Below are 24,343 nucleotides of genomic sequence, written 5' to 3'. Positions count from 1 at the left end.
GCGCTCACTCGGCGCTCACCGGGCGGTCATCGGACCAGGCACGGCCGCTTGGGGTCGAAGGTCCACCCCGGCACCAGGTACTGCATGGCGACGCCGTCGTCGCGTACGCCCAGCCCGTGCTCGAGATAGAGCTCGTGCGCGGCCGCGACCCGGTCGCGGTCGAGCCGGATCCCGAGACCCGGGGCGGTCGGCACCGCGACGGCACCGTCGCGGATCTCCAACGGCGACTCGGTCAGCCCCTGGCCGTCCTGCCAGATCCAGTGGGTGTCCAGCGCGGTGATCTCCCCCGGTGCGGCGGCGCCGACCTGGGTGAACATGGCCAGCGAGACGTCGAAGTGGTTGTTGGAGTGAGAGCCCCAGGTCAGCCCGAAGTCGTGGCACAGCTGGGCGACGCGGACGGAGCCGGACATGGTCCAGAAGTGCGGGTCCGCGAGGGGGATGTCGACGGCGTTGGTGCGGATCGCGTGGGACATCTGGCGCCAGTCGGTGGCGATCATGTTGGTCGCCGTACGCAGCCCGGTGGCGCGCTTGAACTCGGCCATGATCTCGCGCCCCGAGTAGCCGCCCTCGGCGCCGCAAGGGTCCTCGGCGTACGCGAGCACATCGTCCTTGCCCTTCAGCAGCCGGACCGCGTCGGCGAGCAGCCAGCCGCCGTTGGGGTCCAGGGTGATCCTGGCGTCGGGGAACCGCTCGTGGAGGGCGGTCACCGCGGCGACCTCCTCCTCACCGGCGAGGACGCCGCCCTTGAGCTTGAAGTCGTGGAAGCCGTAGCGGGCCTGGGCGGCCTCGGCGAGACGTACGACCGCCTCGGGGGTCAGCGCGACCTCCCTGCGGAGGCGGTCCCAGTCGTCGGCGGCGTCCGGCTCGCGGAGGTAGGGCAGGTCGGTCGTGTCGGGGTCGCCGACGTAGAAGAGGTAGCCGAGCATCGGCACCGAGTCGCGCTGCTGGCCGTCGCCGAGCAGCTCGGCGACCGGCACACCCTGGGCCTGACCTGCGAGATCGAGCAGTGCGGACTCCAGCGCGGTGACGGCGTGGACGGTCGTACGCAGGTCGAAGGTCTGGGCTCCGCGGCCGCCGGCGTCGCGGTCGGCGAAGGTGTCCGAGACCTGGCGCAGGAGGCTGCGGTAGCGGGTGACGGGCTGCCCCACGAGCAGCTCGGCGGCCTCTTCGATGGTGCGGCGGATGGGCTCGCCGCCGGGGACCTCGCCGACGCCCTCGCGCCCCTCGGAGTCGGTGAGGATCGCGATGTTGCGGGTGAAGAACGGCGCGTGCGCGCCGCTGAGGTTGAGCAGCATCGAGTCGTGGCCCGCGACGGGCACGACCTCGACCTTGGCGATCGTAGCGATGCTCATGGCAGCTGGAGCTCCCCGTCGATACGGCGGGCGAGGTGCCACGGGTTGTCGTCGCGTACCGCCTCCGGGAGGAGGGCGGCAGGTACGTCCTGATAGGCGACCGGGCGCTGGAAGCGCTCGATCGCGAGGCTGCCGACCGAGGTGGTGCGGGAGTCGGAGGTGGCCGGGAACGGGCCGCCGTGGACCATCGCGTGGCCGACCTCGACGCCGGTGGGCCAGCCGTTGAAGAGGATCCGGCCCGCCTTGACCTCGAGCGCGGAGACGACCCGGGCGGCGGCCTCGCGGTCGGTGTCGGTGGCGTGGACCGTCGCGGTGAGCTGGCCCTCGAGGGAGTCCAGGCTGGGCAGCAGGTCCTCGACGGTGTCGTAGCGGACCACGACGCCGGAAGCGCCGAAGACCTCGTCGGTCACCCCGGCGAGACGGGCGGCCTCGACGATCTGGGGCGCGGGGGCGTCGGTGTCACCGGCGGTGCCCTCGCCGACGACCGTCACACCGTCGGTGGATCGGAGCTTCTCGGTGCCGGCCTCGTAGGCCCGGGCGATCCCGGTCGTGAGCATGGTCGCGCCGATGGCCTCGGCGGTGGCCCGCCCGGCAGCGGCCAGGAAGGCGTCGCCCGCCTCGCTCCTCGGGAGGAAGAGCAGCCCAGGGTTGGTGCAGAACTGGCCGGAGCCGAGGGTCAGCGAGCCGACGTATGCCGCGGCGAGCGCGTCTGTGTCGCTTTCGAGAGCCCCGGGAAGGATGACGACCGGGTTGATCGAGGACATCTCGGCGTAGACGGGGATCGGCTCGGGCCGGGCCGCGGCGGCCGCGACGATCGCCAGCCCGCCCCCGCGGGAGCCGGTGAAGCCGACGGCCTTGATCCGCGGGTCGACGACCAGGGCCTGGCCGAGCTCGATGCCGCCCTTGACGTCGGTGTCGAGGAGGAAGGAGAAGGTGCCGGCGTGCAGCCCGGCCTTCTCGACCGCGCGGGTGATGGCCTGCGCGACCAGGTAGCCGGTGAGCGGGTGCGCCGGGTGGCCCTTGACCACCACGGGACAGCCCGCGGCCAGCGCCGAGGCGGTGTCGCCGCCGGCGGTGGAGAAGGCGAGCGGGAAGTTGCTGGCACCGAACACCGCCACCGGGCCCAGCGCGATCTGGCGCTGACGGATGTCGGAGCGCGGCAGCGGGGTCCGGTCCGGGAGGGCCGGGTCGATGCGTACGCCCAGGTGGTCACCGCGTCGCACGACGCCGGCGAACATCCGGAGCTGGCCGGTGGTGCGGCCGACCTCGCCGCTGATCCGGCCCTCGGGCAGGTGCGACTCGGCGACGGCGGCCTCGACGATCTCGGCGCGAGCCGCCTCGATCTCGGCAGCGACGGCTTCGAGGAAGTCCGCCCGGGCCTCGGGGGATGTGGCGCGGTAGCCGGCGAAGGCCTCGGCCGCGGCGCTGGTGGCGGCGGTGACGTCGGGCTGCTCGGAGTCGGCTCCGGCGATGATCGAGCGGTAGCTCATGGTCCCTTCCTATCGGGTCGGTCTCTCAGGGGCAGATCGGCGTCAGGAGATCCGGGCGATCAGCTCGCGCAGCTCGTCGATCTCGTCCTCGCGCAGGTCGGTCAGCGGCGGGCGGACCGGGCCGGCGGGCCGGCCGATCGCGGCCAGACCGCCCTTGACGATCGACACGGCGTAGCCGGCCGTGCGGTCGCGGATGTCGAGGTAGGGGATCACGAACTCGTTGAGACGACGGTAGACCTCGTCGCGGTCCTGAGCACGTACGGCCTCGTAGAACTCGATCGCCCACTGCGGCGCGAAGTTGAACAGCGCCGAGGAGTAGGTGCTCACGCCGAGCTGGAGCAGCGGCAGCGCGAAGGTCTCCGCCGTCGGCAGGCCACCGATGTAGATGAGCCGGTCGCCGACCCGCGCGTAGGTGCGCGTCATCTGCTCGACGTTGCCGACGCCGTCCTTGAAGCCGATCAGGGTCGGGTTGCGCTCTGCCAGCTGTGCCACGGCCTCGTCGCGCAGCACCGCGTTGGCTCGGCTGTAGACGATGACGCCAAGGCCGGTGGCCTCGCAGACCCGGCTCGCGTGCTCGACCAGACCCGCCTGGCCAGCCTCGGTGAGGTACGGCGGCATCAGCAGGATCCCGTCCGCGCCCGCGGCCTCGGCCGCCTTCGCCTGCGCGACCGCGTTCGCCGTGCTGCCCGTCGCCGGCGCCAGCACCGGCACGGCCCCCGCGACCTCCTCGACGGCTGCCCGTACGACCTGGTCGGTCTCCTCGGGGTTCAGCGAGAAGCCCTCCCCCGTGCCGCCGGCCGCGAAGAGACCGGCCACCGGGTACTCGGCCAGCCAGCTCAGGTGCTTGCGGTAGCCCTCCTCGTCGACCTGGAGGTCCTCGGTGAAATGGGTGACCGGGAACGAGAGGAGTCCGCTCTTGAGCTGAGCGGCCAGGTCGGTCGGGCTGTACTCGGTCACGAGTCACGTCCTTCAGGTGGTGGGTTGCTGAGGGGGAAGGTGGTGACCATCACGCTATGAACGTTCGGTGATGCCTGTCCAAGCCCGAATTTGAATCTCGTGATGCTTCGGGAGCATCACGGGGACTCGATGGCTGGGTTTGTCTTGGGCGGTTGTCGCGCTGATTCTTCGGGGTCCGCCTGGGTCGCCGGTCCGTTCTCGAGGGTCTTCTCGATCTCGCCCGGCGTCAATGCTTCCGCGACGTGTGCTGCGGCCGGATGTCTCGGCGGTCGAGCCGCAGCGCCGAGCGGTGGCAGGGCGGCGCAACCCTGCCGAGTCGGCATTCCCGTGGTCGAGCCTCTCGAGACCACCTGTCGCTGGCCGAGCCGCATCGACGAGCAGTGGCTGGGCGGCGTAATCCTGCCGAGTCGGCGGATCTTGACCGGCGTCTCGCGAAGCGAAGCGAGCGAGCCGGTCAAGATGCGCCGACTCGGCATTCGTTCGCTCTCGATGGTCGAGCTTGTCGAGACCACCTGTCGCGGAACGTTTCTTCGGGGCTGGTCTAGGCCGCCGACCCGTTCTTTGAGGGTCTTCTCGATCTGGTCCGGCGTCAAGGACGCCCTGCGGGCGCCGGCTTCGCCGGCCGCTTCGCGGTCCTGGACTCCGGACCAGATCGAGAAAAGATTTGGCTGGCTATCGGGGCGGCGGCCCGGGTGTGGCGCAGCGGAATCGTTACTGGGATAGGTGGTGTTGGTGGAGTGTGAGAGGTGGCCCTTCGGGCCACTTACCATCCACAGAAGCGAGGACGTTCGCTGACCGCGAAAACTCCGTTTGATCAGGGAAAATAGATAGTCAGCAGGGCGCGCGAGGCGTAGAATCAGACCCATCACAACACACCTCCTCGAAGGAACCACGCGATGAGTCTCGGCCGCGACATCAACCACTGGGGAACCAACCCCGGTGACGCGATCGACGCCGCCCTGGCCGCCATCGAAACCGCCCTCCATGACCTCCTCTCGAGCGACCCTGCCTATTGGCGCACCGCGCAGAAGAAGGACCTGCTGGCACGGTTGGAGAAACTCCAGGCTCAACAGGCCGCACTGAAGCTGCGAGTCCTCGCCGCTGCGGGCGACATCGCCGAGGAGACCGGTGCGAAAGACGTCTCGGGGTGGCTGCGGACCGAGCTCCTGGTCGACAAGGGTGTTGCCCGCTCGCAGATCAAACTCGCTGCTGGGGTCGCCAAGTACGACCTGGTCGCTGCCGGGCTGGCCGAAGGTGTGGTGTCTCAGGACAAAGCCTGGGTGATCACGAAAGCGCTTGATGCCGTCGAGGCCGACCCCGCCGCCAGTGGTGAGCACCTGCTGTCGGCCGAGAAGATGCTGGTCGACTACGCCGCCTGGATGACCGCCAACGAGCTCAAGAACGCCGGCCGACGCATCCTCGCCGAGATCGACCCCGAGAGGTTCGAAGCCGCCGAAGCCAAGGCCCTGCAGAGGGAAGAAGAACACGCCGCCCGGCGCACCTTCTACACCGCCCGCGACAACGGCGACGGCACCATCGACCTCCACGCGAGGGTCTCCCGCGCCGTCGGCATCCGGTTGCGCACCATTCTCGACTCGCTGGCGCAGCCCCGAAAGCTGTCCGCGGAGAACAAGGGCCGCAAAGCCCCCTATGACCGGCTCCTGGGCCAGGCGTTCGCCCGCGTGATCGAGACCTACGACGTCGACCTGCTGCCCAGGCATGGCGGCCACGGGACCACGGTGTTCATCACCATGAGCCTGGACCAGCTTCGTGCCGACCTCGGCACCGCTGCGTTGGGGTTCGACGGCGAGAAGATCACCGCCGCCGAGGCCCGCCGGATGGCCTGCAACGCCGACCTGGTCCCGGTCGTCCTCGGCACCGACTCCGAGATCCTCGACCTCGGCCGCACCGCCCGATTGGCGCACCCGATCCAACACCGAGCACTACGGCTCCGCGACAAGTGCTGCCAAGCCGAAGACTGCGACGCCCCCGCCGCCTGGACCGAAGCCCACCACCTAAAACCCTGGTCCGAAGGCGGCCAAACAAACCTCGCCAACATGGTGTTGCTGTGTCCCAATGATCATCACCGGATCCACGCCGCCGACTACACCTACGAGCGGCTCCCCGACGGACAGATCCGGTTCACCCGACGCACCTAGACCGGCTGATCCGGGCGGGCCGGCGCTGTCGCGCCTGCATGCCTCCGAGCCTGTCACGCGGCGATCGCTGGGATGTGTCCCGTGCCCCGTCGGGTTGTGCCGTTCAGCTGGGTGGCCGACCCGTGGCCTGTGGGTTTGCGGGCGGCACTGATCGGCTCGTGCTGGTGCCGCGTGCTGGTGCCGCCTGCCGGTGCTGCCGGTGCCACGGCGTGCCGCTGCCGACTGTTGGTCCTGCCTGCGATCCTGCGTCAACTGACGGCGTCCCGTCTGCCCCTGCGGCTGGTGATCCCGGCCGCTCTACCCTGGCGGTTGGTGATCCCGCCTCGGTCCTGCGCCGGCGGTCTGTTTGGGACCGCGTGGACAGCAGGGGTGGAGGCAGCGTCGGCTCCTGTGACGGAGTCGTCCCTGCCTGGCCTACGGCCCTGCTTGTGAAGCCTTCACAAGGCGTCATCGTCTTGTAAAAGCACCGCAAACACTCGGCCGCCAGGACCCATCGACCCTGGATCCCAGGCCCGTGCAAACCCAAAGAACTCCGCGCCAAACCCCGCCGCCGACCCGATCACCAGCCAAAATTCTCGACGGGTCCCGGTGTCCAGGACCGCGAAGCGGCCGGCGAAGCCGGCGGCCGCAGGCCGTCCTTGACTCCGGGAACCGGCGAGAACACCCTCCGTAACGGGTCGGCGGACACCAGCCCAATGAGACACCCCAACCCCGAAAAACCGGGCCCCTCAGCAACCCACCTAGCGATTCATCTCGATGATCGCGTCGAGAACCCGGCGTACGACCGGACTGACGGACCCACGCGCCCAGATCGCATGGAGCTCGACCGGGCGCTCGGGGTCCTTGTCGAGACGGGTGTCGCCGCCGCCGTGCTCGATGGGACGGAACACGACGCCTTCGACGTGCAGCGAGCTCGCGGAGACCGGGACGAAGCCGACGCCACGTTCGGCGGAGACGAGCAGCATGGCGGTGAGGACCTGGTGCACGCGTTGCTCGATGCGGGGGTGGGCGTTGGCCAGGAAGCGTACGGAGAGCTCGTGGAAGTAGCGCGACTGCTGCGGGTGGTAGCCGATGACGGGCTGGCCCTCGAAGTCCTGCGGTGTCAGCGGCCGTTCGATCTCGGCCAGGGGGTGGCCCTGCGGGAGCACGGCCATCAGCGGCTCCCGGGAGATGACCCTCGAGGAGAGCAGTTCGGTGTCGAAGGGCGGGCGGGCCAGGCCGATGTCGATCTCGCCGTGGCGGATGCCGTCCACCTGGGCCAGGGTGACTCGCTCGGAGAGCCGCACCTCGACGTCGGGGAGCTCGACGGTGAGGCGGCGCAGCAGCGGCCCCAAGATCGAGATGGCGGAGACCGCCGTGAACCCGAGCCGGACCACGCCGGCGGCGCCCGCGTCCACCCGGCGGGCCAGGTCACCGGCACTCTCGACCAGGTTGAGCATGCGATAGGCCTCATCGAGGAAGGCAGCTCCCGCGCCGGTCAGGGCGACCCGGCGGTTGTCCCGCTCGAGCAGCTGCGCACCGACCGCCTTCTCCAGCTTCTGGATCTGACGCGACAGCGGCGGCTGCGTCATCCGGAGGCGCTCGGCGGCCCGGCCGAAGTGGAGCTCCTCGGCCACCGCCACGAACGAACGCACCTGGTCGAGCGTGATCATTCGGCCAGAGTAGACCACGATGCACCAGGTGGAACACTCTATGCCGAAACGGGCTTGGACCGGTATCGCTAAGACTCTTAGTGTCGGTGGTCACACGACGCCGGGCCATCCCCTGCCACAACCAGCCCGGCCACCAGGACCTAGGAGCAACGATGCGTACCACCACCCACCTGCTCGCCGCGACCGCCGGCGTCGCGGCCCTGGCCCTCTCCGCCTGTGGTGTCTCGAACACCACCGGTGGCAGCGGCGACGGGGAGGAGTATCCCGCCGGCAACGTCGAGATGTACGTCGGCGCCTCGGCCGGCGGCTCCAGCGACCTGATCAGCCGAGCGGTCTCCAAGGGCCTCTCCGACGAGCTCGGCGCCTCCTTCCCGGTGATCAACCTGGAGGGCGCCAACGGTGCGCTCGCCGCCAACAAGGTGGCGAAGGCGAAGGCCGACGGGCAGACCATCGCCATCCAGAACGCGTCGCTCTTCGCCATCACCCCGCTGGCGGTCAGCGCGGACGAGGCCACCGACCTCGGCGACTTCGATGTCGTCCAGGGCGTCTCCCGCGACGACTACGTGATGGTCACCGGACCGAAGAGCGGCTTCAAGACGCTCGACGACATCAAGGCCGCGAAGAAGAAGGTCACCTACGGCACCACCGGCGTCGGCACGGGAGCCCAGCTCTCCTGCGGCCTGACGTACGCCTCGGCCGGGGTCGACGCCGAGGCCGTGCCCTTCGACGGTGGCGCGCCGGCTCTGACCGCCGTGCTCGGCAACCAGGTCGACACCGCCTGCATCCAGGTCGGTGAGGCGATCGAGAACATCGAGTCCGGCAAGCTGACCCCGCTGAGCGTCTTCGGTCCCGAGCGCGTCGACTACCTGCCGGACGTCCCGACCGCCAAGGAGCAGGGTCTCGACGTCGAGGTCGCGCAGTACCGCTTCATGACCGTTCCGAAGGGCACCCCGGACGACGTCAAGGACACCATCGCCGAGGCGATGCAGGCGACGTTCAAGACCGAGGAGTACCAGGCCTTCAACGAGCAGAACAGCCTCACCCCGATGGAGATCTCGGGCGACGAGGTGGTGACCCAGCTCGAGGAGGACAAGAAGCGGTTCGCCGATCTGGTCGAGCAGTACGGTCTCAACCTCGGCGCGAGCTGACCCCGCCCCACACGACGAAGGCATGACGATGAGCGACGAACGTACTCCATCTCCTGACCAGGACATCCTGGCCGAGATCCAGGCCGAGGTGGCCCATGAGCTGGAGGAGGAGCGACCTCCCGCGGGCGGACCGGCCTACCAGGTGGTGGGTGCGCTCGTCGCTCTCGTCGTCGGGATCGGCGGCGCGGTCCTCTCCTACGGCTACGGCCTGGGCTCGCTGCGCCAGCCCGGACCCGGCCTGTGGCCCTTCGTGGTCAGCATCGCCATCACCCTGATGGCCGCGGCGCTCCTCGTCGTCGGCCGCACGCTGACCGACAGCGAGAAGTTCACCCGCTCCAGCGTGCTGCCCGCGGTCGGCCTGGTGACCTTCATCCTCCTGGCCGTGCTGATGCCGGTGATCGGCTTCGAGATCCCCTCGCTGCTCCTGTGCGTGGTCTGGCTGAGATTCCTCGGCGGCGAGTCGTGGCGCAGCACGATCATCACCTCGATCCTCACGGTCGCCGCGTTCTACTTCCTGTTCCTCTACGGGCTGCGCATCCCGCTGCCCCACCTGTTCTGAGCGAGGCACCCAGTGGACGTCAACGCATTCCTCGACGGCTTCGGGCTCGTCACCGAACCGCAGAACCTGCTCTACTGCCTGATCGGCGTGCTCATCGGCATGCTCATCGGCGTACTCCCCGGCCTCGGGCCGGCGGCCACGATCGCGATCCTGCTGCCGATCACCTACAGCATCGACCCGGTCTCCGCGATCATCATGCTGGCCGGTATCTACTACGGCGCCCAGTACGGAGGCACGATCACCTCGGTGCTGCTGCGGCTGCCGGGTGAGGCCTCCTCGGTCGTCACGGTCTTCGACGGCTTCGCCCTCGCCAAGCAGGGAAAGGCGGGCACCGCCCTCGGCATCGCCGCGATCGGCTCCTTCGTCGGCGCGACGGTCTCCATCCTCGGCCTGACCCTGGTGGCCCCGCTGATCGCCGGGTGGGCGCTCAACTTCGGTGACCCGGAGTACGCCGCCCTGGCCCTGCTGGGTGTCCTGCTGGTCGCCACGATCGGCAACGGCAACAAGCTCAAGGCCATGCTCGCCGCCGCGTTCGGCCTGCTGCTGGCCACGATCGGCCGCGACAGCTTCAGCGGCGCCGAGCGCTTCACCTTCGGCAGTCTTCAGCTGACCGAGGGCATCGACTTCGTGGTGGTCGCGATGGGTCTCTTCGGTGTCGGCGAGATCCTCTACAACCTCGAGGAGCGGCACGGGAAGCCCCACGTACCCGCCGCCGTCGCCAACATCTGGCCCTCCCGCAAGGACCTCAAGCAGTCCTCCGGCGCCATCGGCCGCGGCTCGCTGATCGGCTTCGTCCTGGGTGTGCTGCCCGGTGGTGGCGCGGTGATGTCCTCCCTGGCCGCGTACGCCACGGAGAAGCGCATCTCGAAGAACCCCGAGCGTTTCGGGCGCGGTGCGATCGAGGGCGTCGCCGCCCCCGAGACCGCCAACAACGCCGCCGCGACCTCCTCGTTCATCCCGCTGCTGACCCTCGGCATCCCGGCCAACGCGTCGATGGCGATGCTCTTCGGCGCGCTGCTCATCCTGGGCATCTCGCCGGGTCCGCAGCTCGTCGAGGAGCGCCCCGACCTGTTCTGGGGCGTCATCAACTCGATGTACATCGGCAACCTGATCCTGCTGGTCCTGAGCATCCCGCTGGTCGGCATCTTCGTCCGCATCCTGCGGGTGCGCCCGGCGATCCTGGCCCCGATCACCGCGCTGATCACGATCCTGGGCGTCTACACGATCAACAACTCCACCTTCGACATCTTCGTGATGATCGTCTTCGGCCTGATCGGCTACCTGATGAAGAAGGTCGGCTTCGAGCCCGGCCCGATGGTGCTCGCCTTCGTCCTCGGCTCGATCGTGGAGGACGGCGTACGCCGCTCGATGCTGATCTTCGACGGCGACCCGACCGGGTTCTTCACCCGGCCGATCTCCGGAACCATCCTGGCCGCCTTCGTCCTGGTCGCCCTCTGGCCCGCGGCCAAGTCGGTCCTGGCCCGGCGCAAGGCCACCGCCGTCCCCGCGGCCCCGGCCGAGCGCGACGACGTCGACACCCCGACCCGCTGAGTCCGACCCGCTGAGAGAGGCACACCATGACCATCCTGATCGGCTACGTACCCACACCGGTAGGTGAGGCGGCTCTCGAGGCCGGCCTGGCCGAGGCTGCGGCTCGCGGCGACGACGTCGTCATCGTCAACAGCCCCCGCCGCGGCGCCACCGTTGACGCCGACCTCGTCGACGAGACCGCGGCCGCGAAGCTCGTCGCCCGCGCGGAAGAGGCCGGGGTGAGCGCCCGCGTCGACCACACCACGCACGGCGCCGACGTCGTGGAGACGTTCGACGGCCTGGTCGCCGAGACCGGAGCCCGGCTGATCGTGATCGGGCTGCGCCGCCGCTCCCCGGTCGGCAAGGCCCTGCTGGGCAGCGACGCCCAGCGCATCCTGCTCGACGCCGGGGTGCCGGTCCTCGCCGTGAAGCCGACCGCATGAGCGCCGGCCCCAACGCCAGCCGGATCTCGAAGGTCGTCGTCACGCCGGTCGCGTTCGCCGACCCGCCGCTGCTCAACGTGGTCGGCGTCCACCAGCCGTGGGCGCTGCGCGCGATCGTCGAGCTCCACACCGACACCGGCCTGGTCGGCCTCGGGGAGACGTACGCCGACGAGACCCACCTCGCCCGGCTCGACGCCGTCGCCCGGGCCCTCCCGGGCGCCGACCCCTACGACACCCACGGCCTGCGCCGGCTCGTCGTCGACGTGCTCGGCAAGGAGACCGGCGGGGCAGGTGCCTCCTTCGGCGGCATGCTCGACGTCTCCTCCGCCGTCGACACCGTCTACTCCCCCTTCGAGGTCGCCTGCCTCGACCTGGTCGCCCGCGAGGCTGGGCGTCCGGTCAGCGACCTGCTCGGCGGCGCGGTGCGCGACCGGGTGCCGTTCAGCGGCTACCTGTTCTACAAGTGGGCCGGCCACCCCGGCGAGCCCGACGACGCGTGGGGCGAGGCGCTGAACCCCGACCAGATCGTCGCCCAGGCCAAGCGGCTGGTCGACGGCTGGGGCTTCGGCTCGCTCAAGCTCAAGGGCGGGGTGTTCCACCCGGACGAGGAGTGCGCCGCGATCGAGGCGCTCCGCGACGCCTTCCCCGACCTGCCGCTGCGCCTGGACCCCAACGGCGCCTGGACCCCGGAGACGTCGGTGAAGGTCGCCGAGCGGCTCGACGGCGTCGTGGAGTATCTCGAGGACCCGACCCCGGGGATCGAGGGGATGGCCCAGGTCGCGGCCCGCACCGACGTACCTCTGGCGACCAACATGTGCGTGATCGCCTTCGAGCACCTCAAGCCGGCGATCGCGGCGGACGCAGTCCAGATCGTGCTCTCCGACCATCACCTGTGGGGCGGGCTGCGCCAGTCCGCGCTGCTGGGCGGGATCACCGACACCTTCGGGCTGGGCCTGTCGATGCACAGCAACTCCCACCTCGGCGTCTCGCTGGCCGCGATGGTCCACCTGGCCGCCGCGACCCCCCACCTGACCTACGCCTGCGACACCCACTACCCGTGGAAGACCCAGGACGTCGTACGCCCCGGGGTGCTCGACTTCAACGACGGCGCGATCGCGGTACCGACGGGTCCCGGCCTGGGCGTCGAGCTCGACCGTGATCTGCTCGGCGAGCTCCACGAGCAGTACCTGACGTGCGGCGTCCGCCGCAGGGAGGACACTGTCTACATGCGAACGATCCAGCCGGACTTCACACCGAACACCTCACGTTGGTGACCGACCCGGGAAGGACCGGCACCGTCCCGGTCGTCGGCTATGCCTACCCCTGGGACGTGATCGGCGATCCGTCCTTCGCCGGTCGCGCCCGGGGGCTCGGCGTCACGAAGGTCGCCCTCGCGGCGGCGTACCACACCGCCCGCGCGGCGACCCCGCTCCATCCCCGCCACCGGTTCGTCGAGGCCCGCAGCGCGGCGCTCTACCGTCCGGTGCGCCCCGAGGCCTGGGACGGTGCCCGGCTGGTGCCGCCCGCGGCGGCGTGGGTCGATGCGGAGGACCCCTTCGGCGAGGCCGCCGCCATCCTCGCCGACGCCGGGATCGAGGTGGCCGCCTGGATCGTGCTGACCCACTCCACGCTCCTCGGCGAGGCGAACCCCAAGCTCGCGGTCGTCAACTGCTGGGACGAGCCCTACCCCTACGCCCTGTGCCCCCGGCACGAGGACGTCCGCCGCTACGCGGAGACCCTGGCCGCCGAGGCCGTCCGCGACACCCCGACCTCGACCGCCGTCCTGGAGGCGTGCGGCCAGCTCGGATTCGACCACGGCGGACACCACGAGAAGACCGACGGCGCCTACGACGCGGCCACCCAGGACCTGCTCTCGATCTGCTGCTGCCCGGCCTGTCGCGAGGACTGGGCGAGGCGTGGGCTCGACCCGGAGGCCACCGTGGCGACGCTGCGCGCCGCGACCGGCCCGGAACCCGCCGGCGCGGCGGTGAACACGAACGCCCTGGACACGATCCTCGCCTCCCGCCATGCCGCCGCCGACGAGCTCCGCCACCGGGTGATCGCCGCCGTCCGCGAGGCCGCTCCCGGCATCTCCGAGATCGCCGTGCACGCCCAGCCCGACCCGTGGGCCACCGGATCCAGCCCGGGTCTGACCCCGACCACGGCCGACGACGTCGACCTGGTGATCTCCTTCTGCTGGCCGACCACCCAGGCCTCGGTGGAGACCGGGCGCCGGCTCGTCGAGGCGGTCGACGGGAAGGCCGCGGCCGCGGCGTACGTCACCGTTCTTGCGCCCACCACCGAGGACGGCTTCGGCGGCCATGTGCAGGCGCTGGTCGACGCCGGGGTCGACCAGATCCACCTCTACCACCTCGGTCTCGCGGGCGCGGACCGGCAGCACCTGCTCGCCGGGGCCACCGAGATCCGGAAGGATGCATGACCGAGCGTCAGACCGTCCTCGTCACGGGCGCCAGCGGCGGCATCGGTCGGATGATGCGCACCCGACTGGCCCGTGAGGGCCGCGTACTGCGTCTCCTCGATGTCGTACGTCCCGAGGACCCCGCCGAGGGCGAGGCCGTCGAGATCATCGAGGCGTCGGTGACCGACGAGGCGGCGGTGCGCGCCGCCTGCGAGGGCGTGGAGGCGATCATCCATCTCGGTGGGATCAGCCTCGAGGCACCCTGGGACGGCATCCTCTCGGCCAACATCGACGGCACGCGGGTGGTTCTGGAGGCCGCCCGGGAGGCCGGGGTCCGTCGCGTCATGCTGGCCTCCAGCAACCACGCGACCGGCTTCTACGACCTCGACGACGCCCCGGAGGGCGGGCTGCCGGCCGAGGCCTTCCCGCGCCCGGACACCTACTACGGGGTCAGCAAGGTCGCGATGGAGGCGCTCGGCAGCCTGTTCCACGACCGCTACGGCATCGACGTGACCGCGCTACGGATCGGCTCGTGCTTCGAGAGACCCTGGGACCGTCGGTCGCTGTGGACGTGGTTGTCGCCGGACGACTGCGCCCGGCTGCTCGAGGCCTGCCTGGCGACTCCCGAGCCCGGCTTCCGGGTGGTGTGGGGCATCTCCCGCAACACCAGGCGCTGGTGGTCGCTGGCGGAGGGCGAGGCGATCGGCTACCACCCGCAGGACGACTCCGAGGTCTACGCCTCGGAGCTGCTCGGCGACGCGGTCGACGACGGCCCGCAGGGCCCCGAGGAGCGCCTGGCCGGCGGGAAGTTCTGCTTCAGCCCGCTCGGGGAGCACATGAAGTAGCGCAGCCGGGGCGGTCTGTTGGTCTAGGTATGCAGCCGAACCGTCGCTTCCCGTGCGGAGTTCCGCCGGGGAAGCGACGGCTGGTCTGCATACCTAGACCAACCGTCAACCCTGCTGCAGGCGCCGACGGGTGCTGCCCAGGTGCACCCGCATCGCGGCCCGGGCGGTGTCGGCGTCACCGGCGAGGATCGCGGCGGCGATGTTGTCGTGCTCGCGCTGGACCCGCTCGACGTGGAGCGCGTCGCTGGGCGAGTAGGCGTCGGCGAGCCGGGTGCGGGGCAGCATGATCATCATCGGCCCCAGCGAGTCCATCAGGTCGAGGTAGAAGCGGTTGCCGGTCGCGGCCGCGACGGCACGGTGGAAGGCGAAGTCGGCCTCCACCGCGCCGTCCGGATGCGCAGTGGCCAGCGCGGCGAGCGCCTCCTCGATGGCGCGCGAGCCCTGCTCGTCGAGGTGGGCGGCGGCCAGCGCCGCCGCCTCGCACTCCACGCCGAGCCGGAAGTCGACCATGTCGAGCACGTCGTGCTGCGTACGGATCGCAGAGGACTCCAGCGCGAACGGCGAGGGCGCCGGCACCGCCAGGACGAACGAACCACGCCCCTGGAACGTCTCGACCAGACCCTCGGCGCGCAGCCGGGTGACCGCCTCGCGCGCCACGGTCCGCGACACCCCGTAGGTGGCGACCAGGTCGGACTCCGAGGGCAGCTTCGCGCCCGGAGCGAGGTCTCCGGACAGGATCTGGTCCTTGATCCCTGAGACCACGCGGTCGGCGAGCCCGGCGCTAATCGTCATGACGAGAACTTAGCCGTCTCCACGGTCAGCTTGCGCATCTGGTCGCTGAGCGTGAAGCCGAGGCCCGGGCGGTCCGGCACCCACATCTGACCGTCGTGGATGTCGATGCGCTCCTCGAAGAGCGGGTTGAGCCACTCGAAGTGCTCGACCCACGGCTCGGTCGGGTAGGCCGCGGCGAGGTGCAGGTGGATCTCCATCGCGTAGTGCGGCGCCAGCGCGAGACCGGCGTGGGCCGCGAGGGTGGCGAACTTCAGGAACGGGGTGATGCCGCCGATGCGCGGCGCATCGGGCTGCACGATGCCGCGGTAGCCGGCGTCGATCAGCGCCATGTGCTCGGGCACCGAGGTCAGCATCTCGCCGGTCGCGATCGGGGTGTCGAACGTACGCGACAGGTCGGCGTGGCCGACCGCGTCCCAGGCGTCGAGCGGCTCCTCGATCCAGATCAGGTCGAACTGCTCCAGCTCGCGGCACATCCGGCGGGCGCGGGCGCGGTCCCACTGCTGGTTGGCGTCGACCATGAAGGGGGTGTCGCCGAGGTGCTCGCGCAGGGCGGCGACGCGGCGCAGGTCCTCGGCCCAGTCGGGCTGGCCGACCTTGATCTTGATGCCGCCGATGCCGGCCTCGAGCGAGGCGGTGGCCTTCTCCTTGATCTCCTCGACGCTCGCCTGGAGGAAACCGCCGGAGGTGTTGTAGACGCGGCAGGAGTCGCGGTGGGCGCCGAGCAGCTTGGCCAGGGGCAGGCCGGCGCGACGCGCCTTGAGGTCGTAGAGCGCCACGTCGAGAGCGGCCACGGCCTGGGTCGCCACACCGCTGCGGCCGACCGAGGCGCCGGCCCACATCAGCGACTCGTAGATCTTGGCGATGTCGGAGGGGTCCTGGCCGATGGCGACCTCGGCGATCTCCTTGAGGTGGGTGTACTGCGCCGGGCCGCCGGCCCGCTTGGAGTAGCTGAAGCCCATGCCCTCGAGGCCCTGCTCGGTCCTCACCTCGACGAAGAGCAGCACGGTCTCGGTGAGCGGCTTCTGCCGCCCGGTGAGCACCTTGGCGTCACTGACCGGGTTCTCGAGCGGGAGGACGACGTGGGAGAGGGTCAGTGAGCTGATGCGGTCGGCGGCCATGGCGGGATGCTCCTCGATGGGCTAAGTTGTATGACAAGTCGAGAACTTATCCGATGAGTGGCGAGGAGTCCAGAGCGTGCATGATTCTCGGAACGTCAGACAGTTCCCCCGATGGCGTGATCTGGCGCCGTTCCTGCGACCGCGCCCGTTCCACTGGCGCGCGGCCGAGCGGCGGCTGGCCCGCTGCCTCAGCGTCGACGACCTGGAGCGGGCCGCTCGCCGGCGGGTGCCGACGGCGGTCTGGGATTACGTCTACGGCGGCTCGGACGGCGAGCACGCGATGCGCCGGAACCGAGCGGCCTTCGACCGCGTGGAGCTGCGGCCCACCGCCTTCGGCCAGGTGGCCGAGCCGGAGGTGCGTACGACGATCCTCGGGCGGCCCGCGGCGGCACCCATCGTGCTGGCACCGACCGGCTACACCCGGCTCAGCCACCACACCGGGGAGCGCGCGGTCGCCGCGGCAGCGGCCGCGGCCGGGCTGCCCTACACCCTCTCGACGTACGCGACGACCTCGATCACCGACGTCGCCCACGCGGCACCCCAGGGACGCAACTGGTTCCAGGTCTATCTGATGAAGGACCGGGCGGTGACGCTCGACCACATCACCGAAGCGGCCGCGCAGGGCTACGAGGCGCTGATGCTCACCATCGACACGACCGTGACCGGGATGAAGCGCAAGGACAAGCTCAACGGGTTCGCGATCCCGCCCCAGCTGAGCCTGCGTACGTTCGCGGGCATGGCCCGCCACCCCGGCTGGGTCACCGACATCCTGACCACCGAGCCGCTGCGGTTCGCGACCTTCCCCGAGGGCTCGCACTACGGCCGCTGGGGCATGTCCAACGAGCTGCGCGAGCAGGCGATCCGGCCCGCGGACATCGGCTGGCTCAAGGAGCACTGGGACGGTCCGGTGGTGGTCAAGGGCGTGCTCTCGGTCGCCGACGCGGTGGCTTGTGTCGAGGCCGGCGCGGACGCGCTGGTGCTCTCCAACCACGGCGGCCGTCAGCTCGACCGGGCGCCGGTGCCGCTGGAGCTGCTGCCGGCGGTGGTCGACGCGGTCGGCGACCGGACCGAGGTGTACGTCGACTCCGGCGTCCGCTCCGGCGGCGACATCGCGGCCGCGCTCGGCCTCGGTGCCCGCGGCGTGGTGATCGGCCGGCCCTACCTCTACGGCCTGATGGTCGCCGGGCAGCAGGGTGTCGACGCCACGCTGACCCTGCTCGTCGAGGAGCTGCGCCGGGCGATGTGCCTGCTCGGCACTCCCGACATCGCCGCGATCGGCCCCCAGCACGTACGTCTGCGGTCAGCATGACCGCCCGCGTCTCCCCCACCCCGTCGAAGGAGAACCCCGTGTCCAACCTGGTCCATTTTTTGCGAGCCTCGCTCGGCGAGAGCGCCGTCCTGACCGATCCGGCCGACATGGCGGCCTACGTCACCGACTGGACCGGCAGCTTCACCGGCACCGCCCTCGCGGTGGTGCGCCCGGCCTCGACCACCGAGGTGGCGACGGTCGTCCGGCTGTGCGGCGCGGCCGGGGTCGGGGTCGTCCCGCAGGGTGGCAACACCGGCCTCGTCGGGGGCGGCGTGCCCGACTCGGGCGGCGACCAGATCGTGCTCTCCCTCGGCCGGATGCGGCGCGTCCGGGAGGTCGACCCGGTCGCGGACACGCTCGTCGTCGAGGCCGGCACACCGCTGGCCACCGTCCAGGAGGCCGCCGCGGCCGCCGGGCGGCTCTTCCCGCTCTCGCTCGGCTCGGAGGGCTCGTGCACCATCGGCGGCACGATCGCGACCAACGCCGGCGGCACCGCGGTGCTGCGCTACGGGATGATGCGCGAGCTGGTGCTCGGCCTGGAGGTCGTGCTCCCCGACGGCCGGGTCTGGGACGGGCTGCGGCCGCTGCGCAAGGACAACACCGGCTACGACCTCAAGCAGCTCTTCATCGGCTCGGAGGGCACGCTCGGCGTGGTCACCGCGGCGGTGCTGCGGCTGCTGCCGGCGACACCGCGCCGGGCGACCGCGTTCGTGGCGCTCGAGTCGGTCTCGGCCGCCACCGCGCTGCTGCCGCTGCTCCGTGAGCACGGCGGCGGGCAGCTGACCACCTGGGAGCTGCTCGGGCGGCAGGCGCTCGACCTGGTCCTCGCCCACCTGCCGGGCGTCCGCGACCCGTTCGCGGACCGGCACGCGTGGTACGGCCTCGTCGAGCTCGCCGGCACCTCCACCGACGTCGACGAGCGACTCGAGTCGGCCCTCGAGGCCGCCGCCTCACAGGGACTGCTGCTCGATGCCGTGATCGCCGGCAGCCCCACCCAGCGCGAGTCGCTGTGGGCGCTGCGCGAAGGCGTCTCGGAGGCCCAGAAGAGCGAGGGCGCGACCCTCAAGCACGACGTCACCCTGCCGATCACGGCCCTGTCCCGGTTCGTCGCCGAGGTCGGCCCGACCCTGCTCGCTGCGCTGCCGGGGCTGCGGCTGGTGACGTACGGGCACATCGGGGACGGCAACCTGCACTACAACATCTCCGCGCCCGTCGGCGGCGACGCGGCGCTCAAGAGGGAGGCCCCTGAGCTGACCCGGATCGTCTACGACGCCGTCACCGCGCTCGGCGGCAGCATCTCCGCCGAGCACGGGATCGGCGCGCTCAAGCGGGATGCTGCCGCGGCGTACAAGACGGGTGTCGAGGTCGACCTCCTGCGAGCCGTGAAGCAGGCGATCGACCCCGACGGGGTGATGAACCCTCGCAAGGTGCTGTGAGTCAGGATCTGCCTGCAGCAGAACCGGTTGCCGCGTGGTGTTCGCGGTGATTGCGTGTCCCCATGCGAATCCTGGTGCTCGGCGGCACGGTCTTCCTCTCCCGCGCAGTGGCGGAGTCGGCAGTACGCAGCGGTCACGAGGTGGTGTGCGCAGCGCGCGGCCGGTCGGGCACCGTCCCGGAGGGCGCGGTACTGGTGCCGTGGGACCGCACCGAGACACCTCCCTCCACCCTGACGACCGCGACGTTCGACGCGGTCGTCGACGTGGCTCGGATCCCCTCGTGGGTTGGCCCTTCCGTCGCCGCCTTCAGCGAGGCCCACTGGGTCTTCGTCTCGACCATCAGCGTGTACGCCGACCACAGCACCCCCGGCGGCACTCCGGACTCGCTCGCTGTCCTCGCTCCGGCGACGGACGGCGTCGAGGACGACGACCCCGATGCGTACGGCTCGATGAAGGTCGCCTGCGAGGAGCTCGTCCGCGCGGGTGCGGCCTCCGCCACCGTCGTCCGCCCCGGCCTGATCGTGGGCCCAGGGGACCCCAGCGGCAGGTTCTCCTACTGGCCGCGGCGCCTGAGAGCCGGCGGCGAGATCCTCGCTCCCGGCTCGCCCGACGACAGCACCCAGGTCATCGACGTACGCGACCTGGCGGACTGGATCCTCCACTGCGCCACCAACCGGGTGGAGGGCACCTTCGACGCCACCGGTCCGTCGATGCCGATCAGCACCCTGCTGACCGAGACCGCGAGCGGCGTCGGCACCACCCCGACCTGGACCTGGCTCCCCCAGGACTTCCTCCAGGCCAACGACGTCGACCCCTGGTCAGGCCCCGGCTCGATCCCGCTGTGGCTCCCCCGCCCCGAGTACGACGGGATGCTCGCCCACGACACCACCGCGGCTCTGGCAGCCGGTCTCACCACCCGCCCGATCGCCGAGACCGCGCGCGACACCCTCGCCTGGCTGCAGGCCACCCCCGATGCGTACGTCACCGGCATCTCGCCGACCCGCGAGGCCGAGCTCCTCGACCTCTGGCGTCAGAGCCCCTGGGCGACCCGGTAGAACACCTGGTTCCAGCGCACCTGGTCGGCGAAGCCGCGGCGGGTGGTGGACTCGTCGATGACCAGCAGCTCGGTGCGGGCGATGTTGGCGAAGACCTCGAAGGCCTCGATCCCGGCGGCGGTCGACATCACCGTGTGGTGCGCGCCGCCGGCGGTCAGCCAGGCCTCGGCCGAGGTGGCGAAGTCCGGGCGCGGTGCCCAGACGGCGCGCGCGACCGGCAGGTTGGGCAACGCCTGGGTCGGAGGTACGACGTCGACCACGTTGGCGGTCAGCCGGAACCGGTCGCGCATGTCGGCCAGCGAGACGACCACGGCCCCCTCGGTGGTGTCGGCGTCGAAGACCATCCGGACCGGGTCCTCGCGGCCCCCGATCCCCAGCGGGTGGATCTCGACGCGCGGGGTGGAGGTGGTCAGCGAGGGGCAGACCTCGAGCATGTGAGCGCCGAGGATGACCTCCGCTCCCGGGGTGAGGTCGTAGGTGTAGTCCTCCATCAGGGAGGCGCCACCGGGCAGCCCCTCCCCCATCACCTTCGCGGCCCGCACCAGCACCGCGGTCTTCCAGTCGCCCTCGGCGCCGAAGCCGTAGCCCTTGCTCATCAGCCGCTGCACGGCGATGCCGGGCAGCTGGCGCAGACCACCGAGGTCCTCGAAGTTGGTGGTGAACGCCTTCGCGTCGCGCTCGACCAGGAACGCCTCCATGGCGATCTCCTGGCGAGCCGCGTAGCGCAGCGAGTCGTGGCGATCGCCGCCTCGGCGGAGCTCGGGGACGACGTCGTAGAGGTCCTCGTACTCGGCGACGAGCGCGTCCACGGCGGCCTCGTCGACGGCCTCGACGGCCGCCACGAGGTCGTTGACGCCCCAGGTGTTGACCGAGACACCGAAGCGCAGCTCGGCCTCGGTCTTGTCGCCCTCGGTGACCGCGACGTTGCGCATGTTGTCGCCGAAGCGGACCAGGTTGAGCCCGTGGGTGGCGGCCCAGCCGGCGGCGCCGCGGACCCAGGTGCCCACGCGGCGGGTGACCGCCGGGTTGGAGGCGTGGCCGACGACGGTGGTGCGGGCGACGCCGAGGCGGGTGGCGATGTAGGCGTACTCACGGTCGCCGTGGGCGGCCTGGTTGAGGTTCATGAAGTCCATGTCGATCTCCGACCAGGGGAGCTCGACGTTGGCCTGGGTGTGCAGGTGCAGCAGCGGCTTCCGGAGCGTGTCCAGGCCGGCGATCCACATCTTCGCGGGGCTGAAGGTGTGCATCCAGGTGATGACGCCGAGGACGTTGTCGTCGGAGTTGGCCTCGAGCATCGCGCGGCGGATCGCCGCAGAGTCCTTCAGGACGGGCTTCCACACGACCTTCGCCGGTACGTCGTCCGACGCGTCCAGGGCGCGGGCGACCTCCTGGGACTGCTCGGCCACCTGACGAAGGGTCTCCTCGCCGTAGAGGTCCTGGCTGCCGGTGAAGAACCAGATCTCGCGGTCGCCATAGGGTTTCGGCGCGGTGGGCTTGCTCATGTGGGGGTCCTTCCAGTGCTTGGTGCGGTTCGAGGCGGCACAGCTCAGTGCTGGCCGTAGACGTTCTGGTAGCGGTCGTAGAGGGAGTCGACGTGGCTCTGGTCGATCGGCAGGGGCTGGCCGAGCTGGCGGGCGATGTGCACCGTGCGGGCGACCTCCTCGCACATCACCGCGGCCTTGACCGCCGCGCGGCCGTCCTTGCCGATGGTGAACGGACCGTGGTTCTGCATCAGCACCGCGGGGCTGCGCGAGTCGCGCAGCGTCTCCACGATGCCGCGCCCGATCGAGTCGTCGCCGATGATCGCGAACGGGCCGACCGGGACCGGTCCGCCGAACTCGTCGGCCATCATCGTGAGCACGCAGGGGATCTCCTCCCCGCGCGCCGCCCAGGCGGTGGCGTAGGTGGAGTGGGTGTGGACCACTCCCCCGACCTCGGGCATGTTGGCATAGACGTACGCATGGGCGGCCGTGTCGGAGGACGGCGACCGCTCGCCCTCGACGAGGTTGCCGGCCAGGTCGCACACGACCATCGCCTCGGCGGTGATGTCCTCGTAGGCGACACCCGAAGGCTTGATGACCAGCAGGTCCTCGCCGTCGGGGTTCGGCACCCGCTCGGAGACGTTCCCGGCGGTCCACACGACCAGCTCCCAGCGGGGTAGCTCGGCGTGCAGCGCGGCGACGCGCTCCTTGGCGGCGTCGACGGCGGTGCGAAGCGCGGCAGGTACGCCCGTCATCACTGGTCTCCTTCTGCTGCGGTGGGAGTGTGTGCGGCCACGGCGGCGCGCTCGATGTCGAGCCCGGCCTCGTAGCGTTCGAGGTAGGTCCTGAACCCGGCCAGGTCGGCGGCGTCCGGCTCGACGACCTCGAGGTCGATGTCACCGAAGACGCGCTCGGCGAGGTAGGCGCTGAGGTTCAGGTCGCCGCCAACCTCGGCCGCCCGGGCGTACGCCGCCAGGACCGCGATCCCCCAGGCACCGCCCTCGCCGGCGGTGCGGCCGACGGCGACCGGGGCGCCGGTGGCCGCGGCGAGCAGGCGCTGCGCGACGCCCGCGGTGCGGAAGAGCCCGCCGTGGGCGAACATCGCGTCGATCTCGACGCCTTGGTCGGCGAGGACGCGCATGCCGAGGGCGAGGGTGCCGAAGACGCCGTAGACCTGGGCGCGGGCGAACCCGGCCAGGTCGAGGCGGCTGCCGGGGGTGCGTACGAACAGCGGGCGGCCCTCGTCGAGGCCGGTGATCGGCTCGCCGGCCAGGTAGTTGTAGGCCAGCAGGCCGCCGCCGTCGGGCGAGCCCTTCAGGGCCGCGGTGAGCAGGGCGCCGAAGACGGCGTCGGGCTCGCAGGGGTGACCGAGCGCGGCCGCGAACTCACCGAAGACCCCGGCCCAGGCGTCGAGCTCGCTGGCACCGTTGTTGCAGTGCACCATCGCGACCGGGTCACCGGCCGGGGTCGTGACGATGTCGATGGCGTGGTGGACGGTGGCCAGCGGCGCCTCGAGGACGACCATCGCGAAGATCGAGGTGCCGGCGCTGACGTTCCCGGTCCGCTTGGCCACGGAGTTGGTGGCGACCATGCCGGTGCCGGCGTCGCCCTCGGGCGGACACAGCAGGATGCCGGGCCGCAGGGTCCCGGTGGGGTCGAGCAGCGCGGCGCCGTCGGGAGTGAGCCGGCCGGCGTCGGCGCCTGCCGGGAGGACCTGCGGGAGCAGCCCCTCGACCCGCAGACCGGGGCGCTTGGCGGCGGCCAGATGACCGAGCTGCTCCAGCATCCGCTGGTCGTAGGTCCCGGTCTCGGGGTCGATGGGGAAGACGCCGGAGGCGTCGCCGACGCCGAGCACGTGCTCGCCGGTCAGGGCCCGGTGGACGTAGCCCGCGAGCGTGGTCAGCGAGGCGATCCGGGGCAGGTGCGGCTCGTCGTCGAGGATCGCCTGGTAGAGATGGGCGACCGACCAGCGCAACGGGATGTTGGTGCCGAAGATCTCCGACAGCTCGGCGGCCGCGACGGCGGTGTTGGTGTTGCGCCAGGTGCGGAAGGGCACCAGCAGCTCGCCGGCCTCGTCGAAGGCGAGGTAACCGTGCATCATCGCCGAGACCCCGATCGCCCCGAACGTCGTCGGGCGGGTGCCGTAGCGGCGCTCGACCTCGTCGCCGAGAGCGGCGACGGCACCCTGGACACCGGCCCAGACCGCCTCGATCGAGTAGGTCCACAGGCCGTCGACGAGCTCGTTCTCCCACAGGTGGGAACCGGTGGCGATGTGCGCATGGTCGGGCCCGATCAGGCACGCCTTGATGTTGGTGGAGCCCAGCTCGATGCCGAGCGCGGTCTCTTCGAGGTCAGGCAGCTGCCCTGCTCGCTGCGTCATCACGGCTCCGTTTCTGCCCGACGGCTCGGGGTGGGGTTCGAGACGATGTGAACGCTAACATATGACGGGCGGGTTACCGCTGTGTTCCTGGTAGAGCGCTGCCGAGGCGTCAGCCCCGTCGGGCGAGGCGTCAGCCCCGTCGGGCGAGGCGTCAGCCCCGTCGGGCGAGGCGTCAGCCCCGTCGGGCGAGGCGTCAGCCCCGTCGGGCGAGGCGTCAG

20 protein-coding genes are annotated in these 24,343 nt (G+C 71.0%); 11 read left to right on the top strand and 9 right to left on the bottom strand.

Going from position 1 to position 24,343, the window contains the following annotated elements; genetic code table 11:
• Positions 1 to 26: 26 nt before the first annotated feature.
• Genes ACZ6WN_RS22605 through kdgD form a run of 3 tightly spaced genes read right to left on the bottom strand, consistent with a single transcriptional unit; the run spans position 27 to position 3,799 of the window.
• Positions 27 to 1,352 (bottom strand): enolase C-terminal domain-like protein, encoded by a 1,326-nt coding sequence (locus ACZ6WN_RS22605; RefSeq protein WP_465867797.1) that lies wholly within the window; start codon positions 1,350 to 1,352, stop codon positions 27 to 29.
• Positions 1,349 to 2,842, bottom strand: a complete 1,494-nt coding sequence (locus ACZ6WN_RS22600) for an aldehyde dehydrogenase (NADP(+)) (protein ID WP_465867795.1) — start codon at positions 2,840 to 2,842, stop codon at positions 1,349 to 1,351. The genes ACZ6WN_RS22605 and ACZ6WN_RS22600 overlap by 4 nt, the downstream gene beginning before the upstream one ends.
• Positions 2,843 to 2,884: 42 nt before the next feature.
• A complete protein-coding gene (gene kdgD, locus ACZ6WN_RS22595) occupies positions 2,885 to 3,799 on the bottom strand; it encodes a 5-dehydro-4-deoxyglucarate dehydratase (protein WP_465867793.1) in 915 nt (304 codons plus the stop codon).
• A gap of 896 nt (positions 3,800 to 4,695) precedes the next feature.
• On the opposite strand from kdgD, the gene ACZ6WN_RS22590 reads away from it, so the two are divergent.
• On the top strand, positions 4,696 to 5,958 hold the full coding sequence (locus ACZ6WN_RS22590) for an HNH endonuclease signature motif containing protein (RefSeq protein WP_465867791.1): 1,263 nt from the start codon (positions 4,696 to 4,698) through the stop codon (positions 5,956 to 5,958).
• A gap of 740 nt (positions 5,959 to 6,698) precedes the next feature.
• Here ACZ6WN_RS22590 and ACZ6WN_RS22585 read toward each other — a convergent pair.
• Entirely contained in the window at positions 6,699 to 7,610 is a 912-nt protein-coding gene (locus ACZ6WN_RS22585) for a LysR family transcriptional regulator (protein WP_465867789.1), read from the bottom strand.
• Positions 7,611 to 7,762: 152 nt separating this feature from the next.
• Here ACZ6WN_RS22585 and ACZ6WN_RS22580 point away from each other — a divergent pair, with 152 nt between their 5' ends.
• Genes ACZ6WN_RS22580 through ACZ6WN_RS22550 form a run of 7 tightly spaced genes read left to right on the top strand, consistent with a single transcriptional unit; the run spans position 7,763 to position 14,554 of the window.
• Positions 7,763 to 8,758, top strand: coding sequence for a tripartite tricarboxylate transporter substrate binding protein (locus tag ACZ6WN_RS22580; protein WP_465867787.1), 996 nt, complete (start codon positions 7,763 to 7,765; stop codon positions 8,756 to 8,758).
• A 28-nt stretch (positions 8,759 to 8,786) separates the two neighbouring features.
• On the top strand, positions 8,787 to 9,317 hold the full coding sequence (locus ACZ6WN_RS22575; protein ID WP_465867785.1) for a tripartite tricarboxylate transporter TctB family protein: 531 nt from the start codon (positions 8,787 to 8,789) through the stop codon (positions 9,315 to 9,317).
• 12 nt (positions 9,318 to 9,329) lie between these two features.
• A complete protein-coding gene (locus ACZ6WN_RS22570; RefSeq protein WP_465867783.1) occupies positions 9,330 to 10,868 on the top strand; it encodes a tripartite tricarboxylate transporter permease in 1,539 nt (512 codons plus the stop codon).
• 26 nt (positions 10,869 to 10,894) lie between these two features.
• On the top strand, positions 10,895 to 11,290 hold the full coding sequence (locus ACZ6WN_RS22565) for a universal stress protein (RefSeq protein WP_465867781.1): 396 nt from the start codon (positions 10,895 to 10,897) through the stop codon (positions 11,288 to 11,290).
• Positions 11,287 to 12,564: a glucarate dehydratase family protein gene (locus ACZ6WN_RS22560; protein ID WP_465867779.1), complete on the top strand. Its 1,278-nt coding sequence runs from the start codon at positions 11,287 to 11,289 to the stop codon at positions 12,562 to 12,564. Before ACZ6WN_RS22565 ends, ACZ6WN_RS22560 begins: the two co-directional genes overlap by 4 nt.
• Positions 12,561 to 13,730 carry a hypothetical protein gene (locus ACZ6WN_RS22555; RefSeq protein WP_465867777.1) on the top strand — a complete coding sequence of 390 codons (1,170 nt, stop codon included), beginning with the start codon at positions 12,561 to 12,563 and terminating at the stop codon, positions 13,728 to 13,730. Before ACZ6WN_RS22560 ends, ACZ6WN_RS22555 begins: the two co-directional genes overlap by 4 nt.
• The gene (locus ACZ6WN_RS22550; RefSeq protein WP_465867775.1) at positions 13,727 to 14,554 is read left to right on the top strand and encodes an NAD-dependent epimerase/dehydratase family protein; all 828 of its coding nucleotides are present in this window, start codon (positions 13,727 to 13,729) and stop codon (positions 14,552 to 14,554) included. The genes ACZ6WN_RS22555 and ACZ6WN_RS22550 overlap by 4 nt, the downstream gene beginning before the upstream one ends.
• Before the next feature lie 105 nt (positions 14,555 to 14,659).
• Here the strand turns inward: ACZ6WN_RS22550 and ACZ6WN_RS22545 are convergent, their stop codons facing one another.
• A complete protein-coding gene (locus ACZ6WN_RS22545; protein ID WP_465867774.1) occupies positions 14,660 to 15,346 on the bottom strand; it encodes a FadR/GntR family transcriptional regulator in 687 nt (228 codons plus the stop codon).
• On the bottom strand, positions 15,343 to 16,464 hold the full coding sequence (locus ACZ6WN_RS22540; protein ID WP_465867772.1) for an L-talarate/galactarate dehydratase: 1,122 nt from the start codon (positions 16,462 to 16,464) through the stop codon (positions 15,343 to 15,345). The genes ACZ6WN_RS22545 and ACZ6WN_RS22540 overlap by 4 nt, the downstream gene beginning before the upstream one ends.
• 76 nt (positions 16,465 to 16,540) lie before the next feature.
• Here ACZ6WN_RS22540 and ACZ6WN_RS22535 point away from each other — a divergent pair, with 76 nt between their 5' ends.
• The 3 genes from ACZ6WN_RS22535 to ACZ6WN_RS22525 all read left to right on the top strand — a co-directional run bounded on the left by ACZ6WN_RS22535 (position 16,541) and on the right by ACZ6WN_RS22525 (position 20,264).
• Positions 16,541 to 17,773 carry an alpha-hydroxy acid oxidase gene (locus ACZ6WN_RS22535; protein WP_465867771.1) on the top strand — a complete coding sequence of 411 codons (1,233 nt, stop codon included), beginning with the start codon at positions 16,541 to 16,543 and terminating at the stop codon, positions 17,771 to 17,773.
• Positions 17,774 to 17,811: 38 nt separating this feature from the next.
• Positions 17,812 to 19,209 (top strand): FAD-binding oxidoreductase, encoded by a 1,398-nt coding sequence (locus tag ACZ6WN_RS22530; RefSeq protein WP_465867769.1) that lies wholly within the window; start codon positions 17,812 to 17,814, stop codon positions 19,207 to 19,209.
• A 62-nt stretch (positions 19,210 to 19,271) separates the two neighbouring features.
• A complete protein-coding gene (locus ACZ6WN_RS22525) occupies positions 19,272 to 20,264 on the top strand; it encodes an NAD-dependent epimerase/dehydratase family protein (protein WP_465867767.1) in 993 nt (330 codons plus the stop codon).
• Here the strand turns inward: ACZ6WN_RS22525 and araA are convergent.
• Genes araA through ACZ6WN_RS22510 form a run of 3 tightly spaced genes read right to left on the bottom strand, consistent with a single transcriptional unit; the run spans position 20,240 to position 24,125 of the window.
• Positions 20,240 to 21,766: an L-arabinose isomerase gene (gene araA / locus ACZ6WN_RS22520; RefSeq protein ID WP_465867765.1), complete on the bottom strand. Its 1,527-nt coding sequence runs from the start codon at positions 21,764 to 21,766 to the stop codon at positions 20,240 to 20,242. The two genes, ACZ6WN_RS22525 and araA, sit on opposite strands and share 25 nt — an antisense overlap.
• Positions 21,767 to 21,810: 44 nt before the next feature.
• Positions 21,811 to 22,500, bottom strand: coding sequence for an L-ribulose-5-phosphate 4-epimerase (locus ACZ6WN_RS22515; protein ID WP_465867764.1), 690 nt, complete (start codon positions 22,498 to 22,500; stop codon positions 21,811 to 21,813).
• Positions 22,500 to 24,125 (bottom strand): xylulokinase, encoded by a 1,626-nt coding sequence (locus ACZ6WN_RS22510; RefSeq protein ID WP_465867762.1) that lies wholly within the window; start codon positions 24,123 to 24,125, stop codon positions 22,500 to 22,502. Before ACZ6WN_RS22510 ends, ACZ6WN_RS22515 begins: the two co-directional genes overlap by 1 nt.
• Between the last annotated feature and the right edge of the window lie 218 nt (positions 24,126 to 24,343).

The sequence above is a fragment of the Nocardioides sp. NPDC054178 genome (assembly GCF_055585005.1).
Note: the sequence above shows the minus strand (reverse complement) of the source record. Positions and strands in the feature narration are given on the sequence as shown.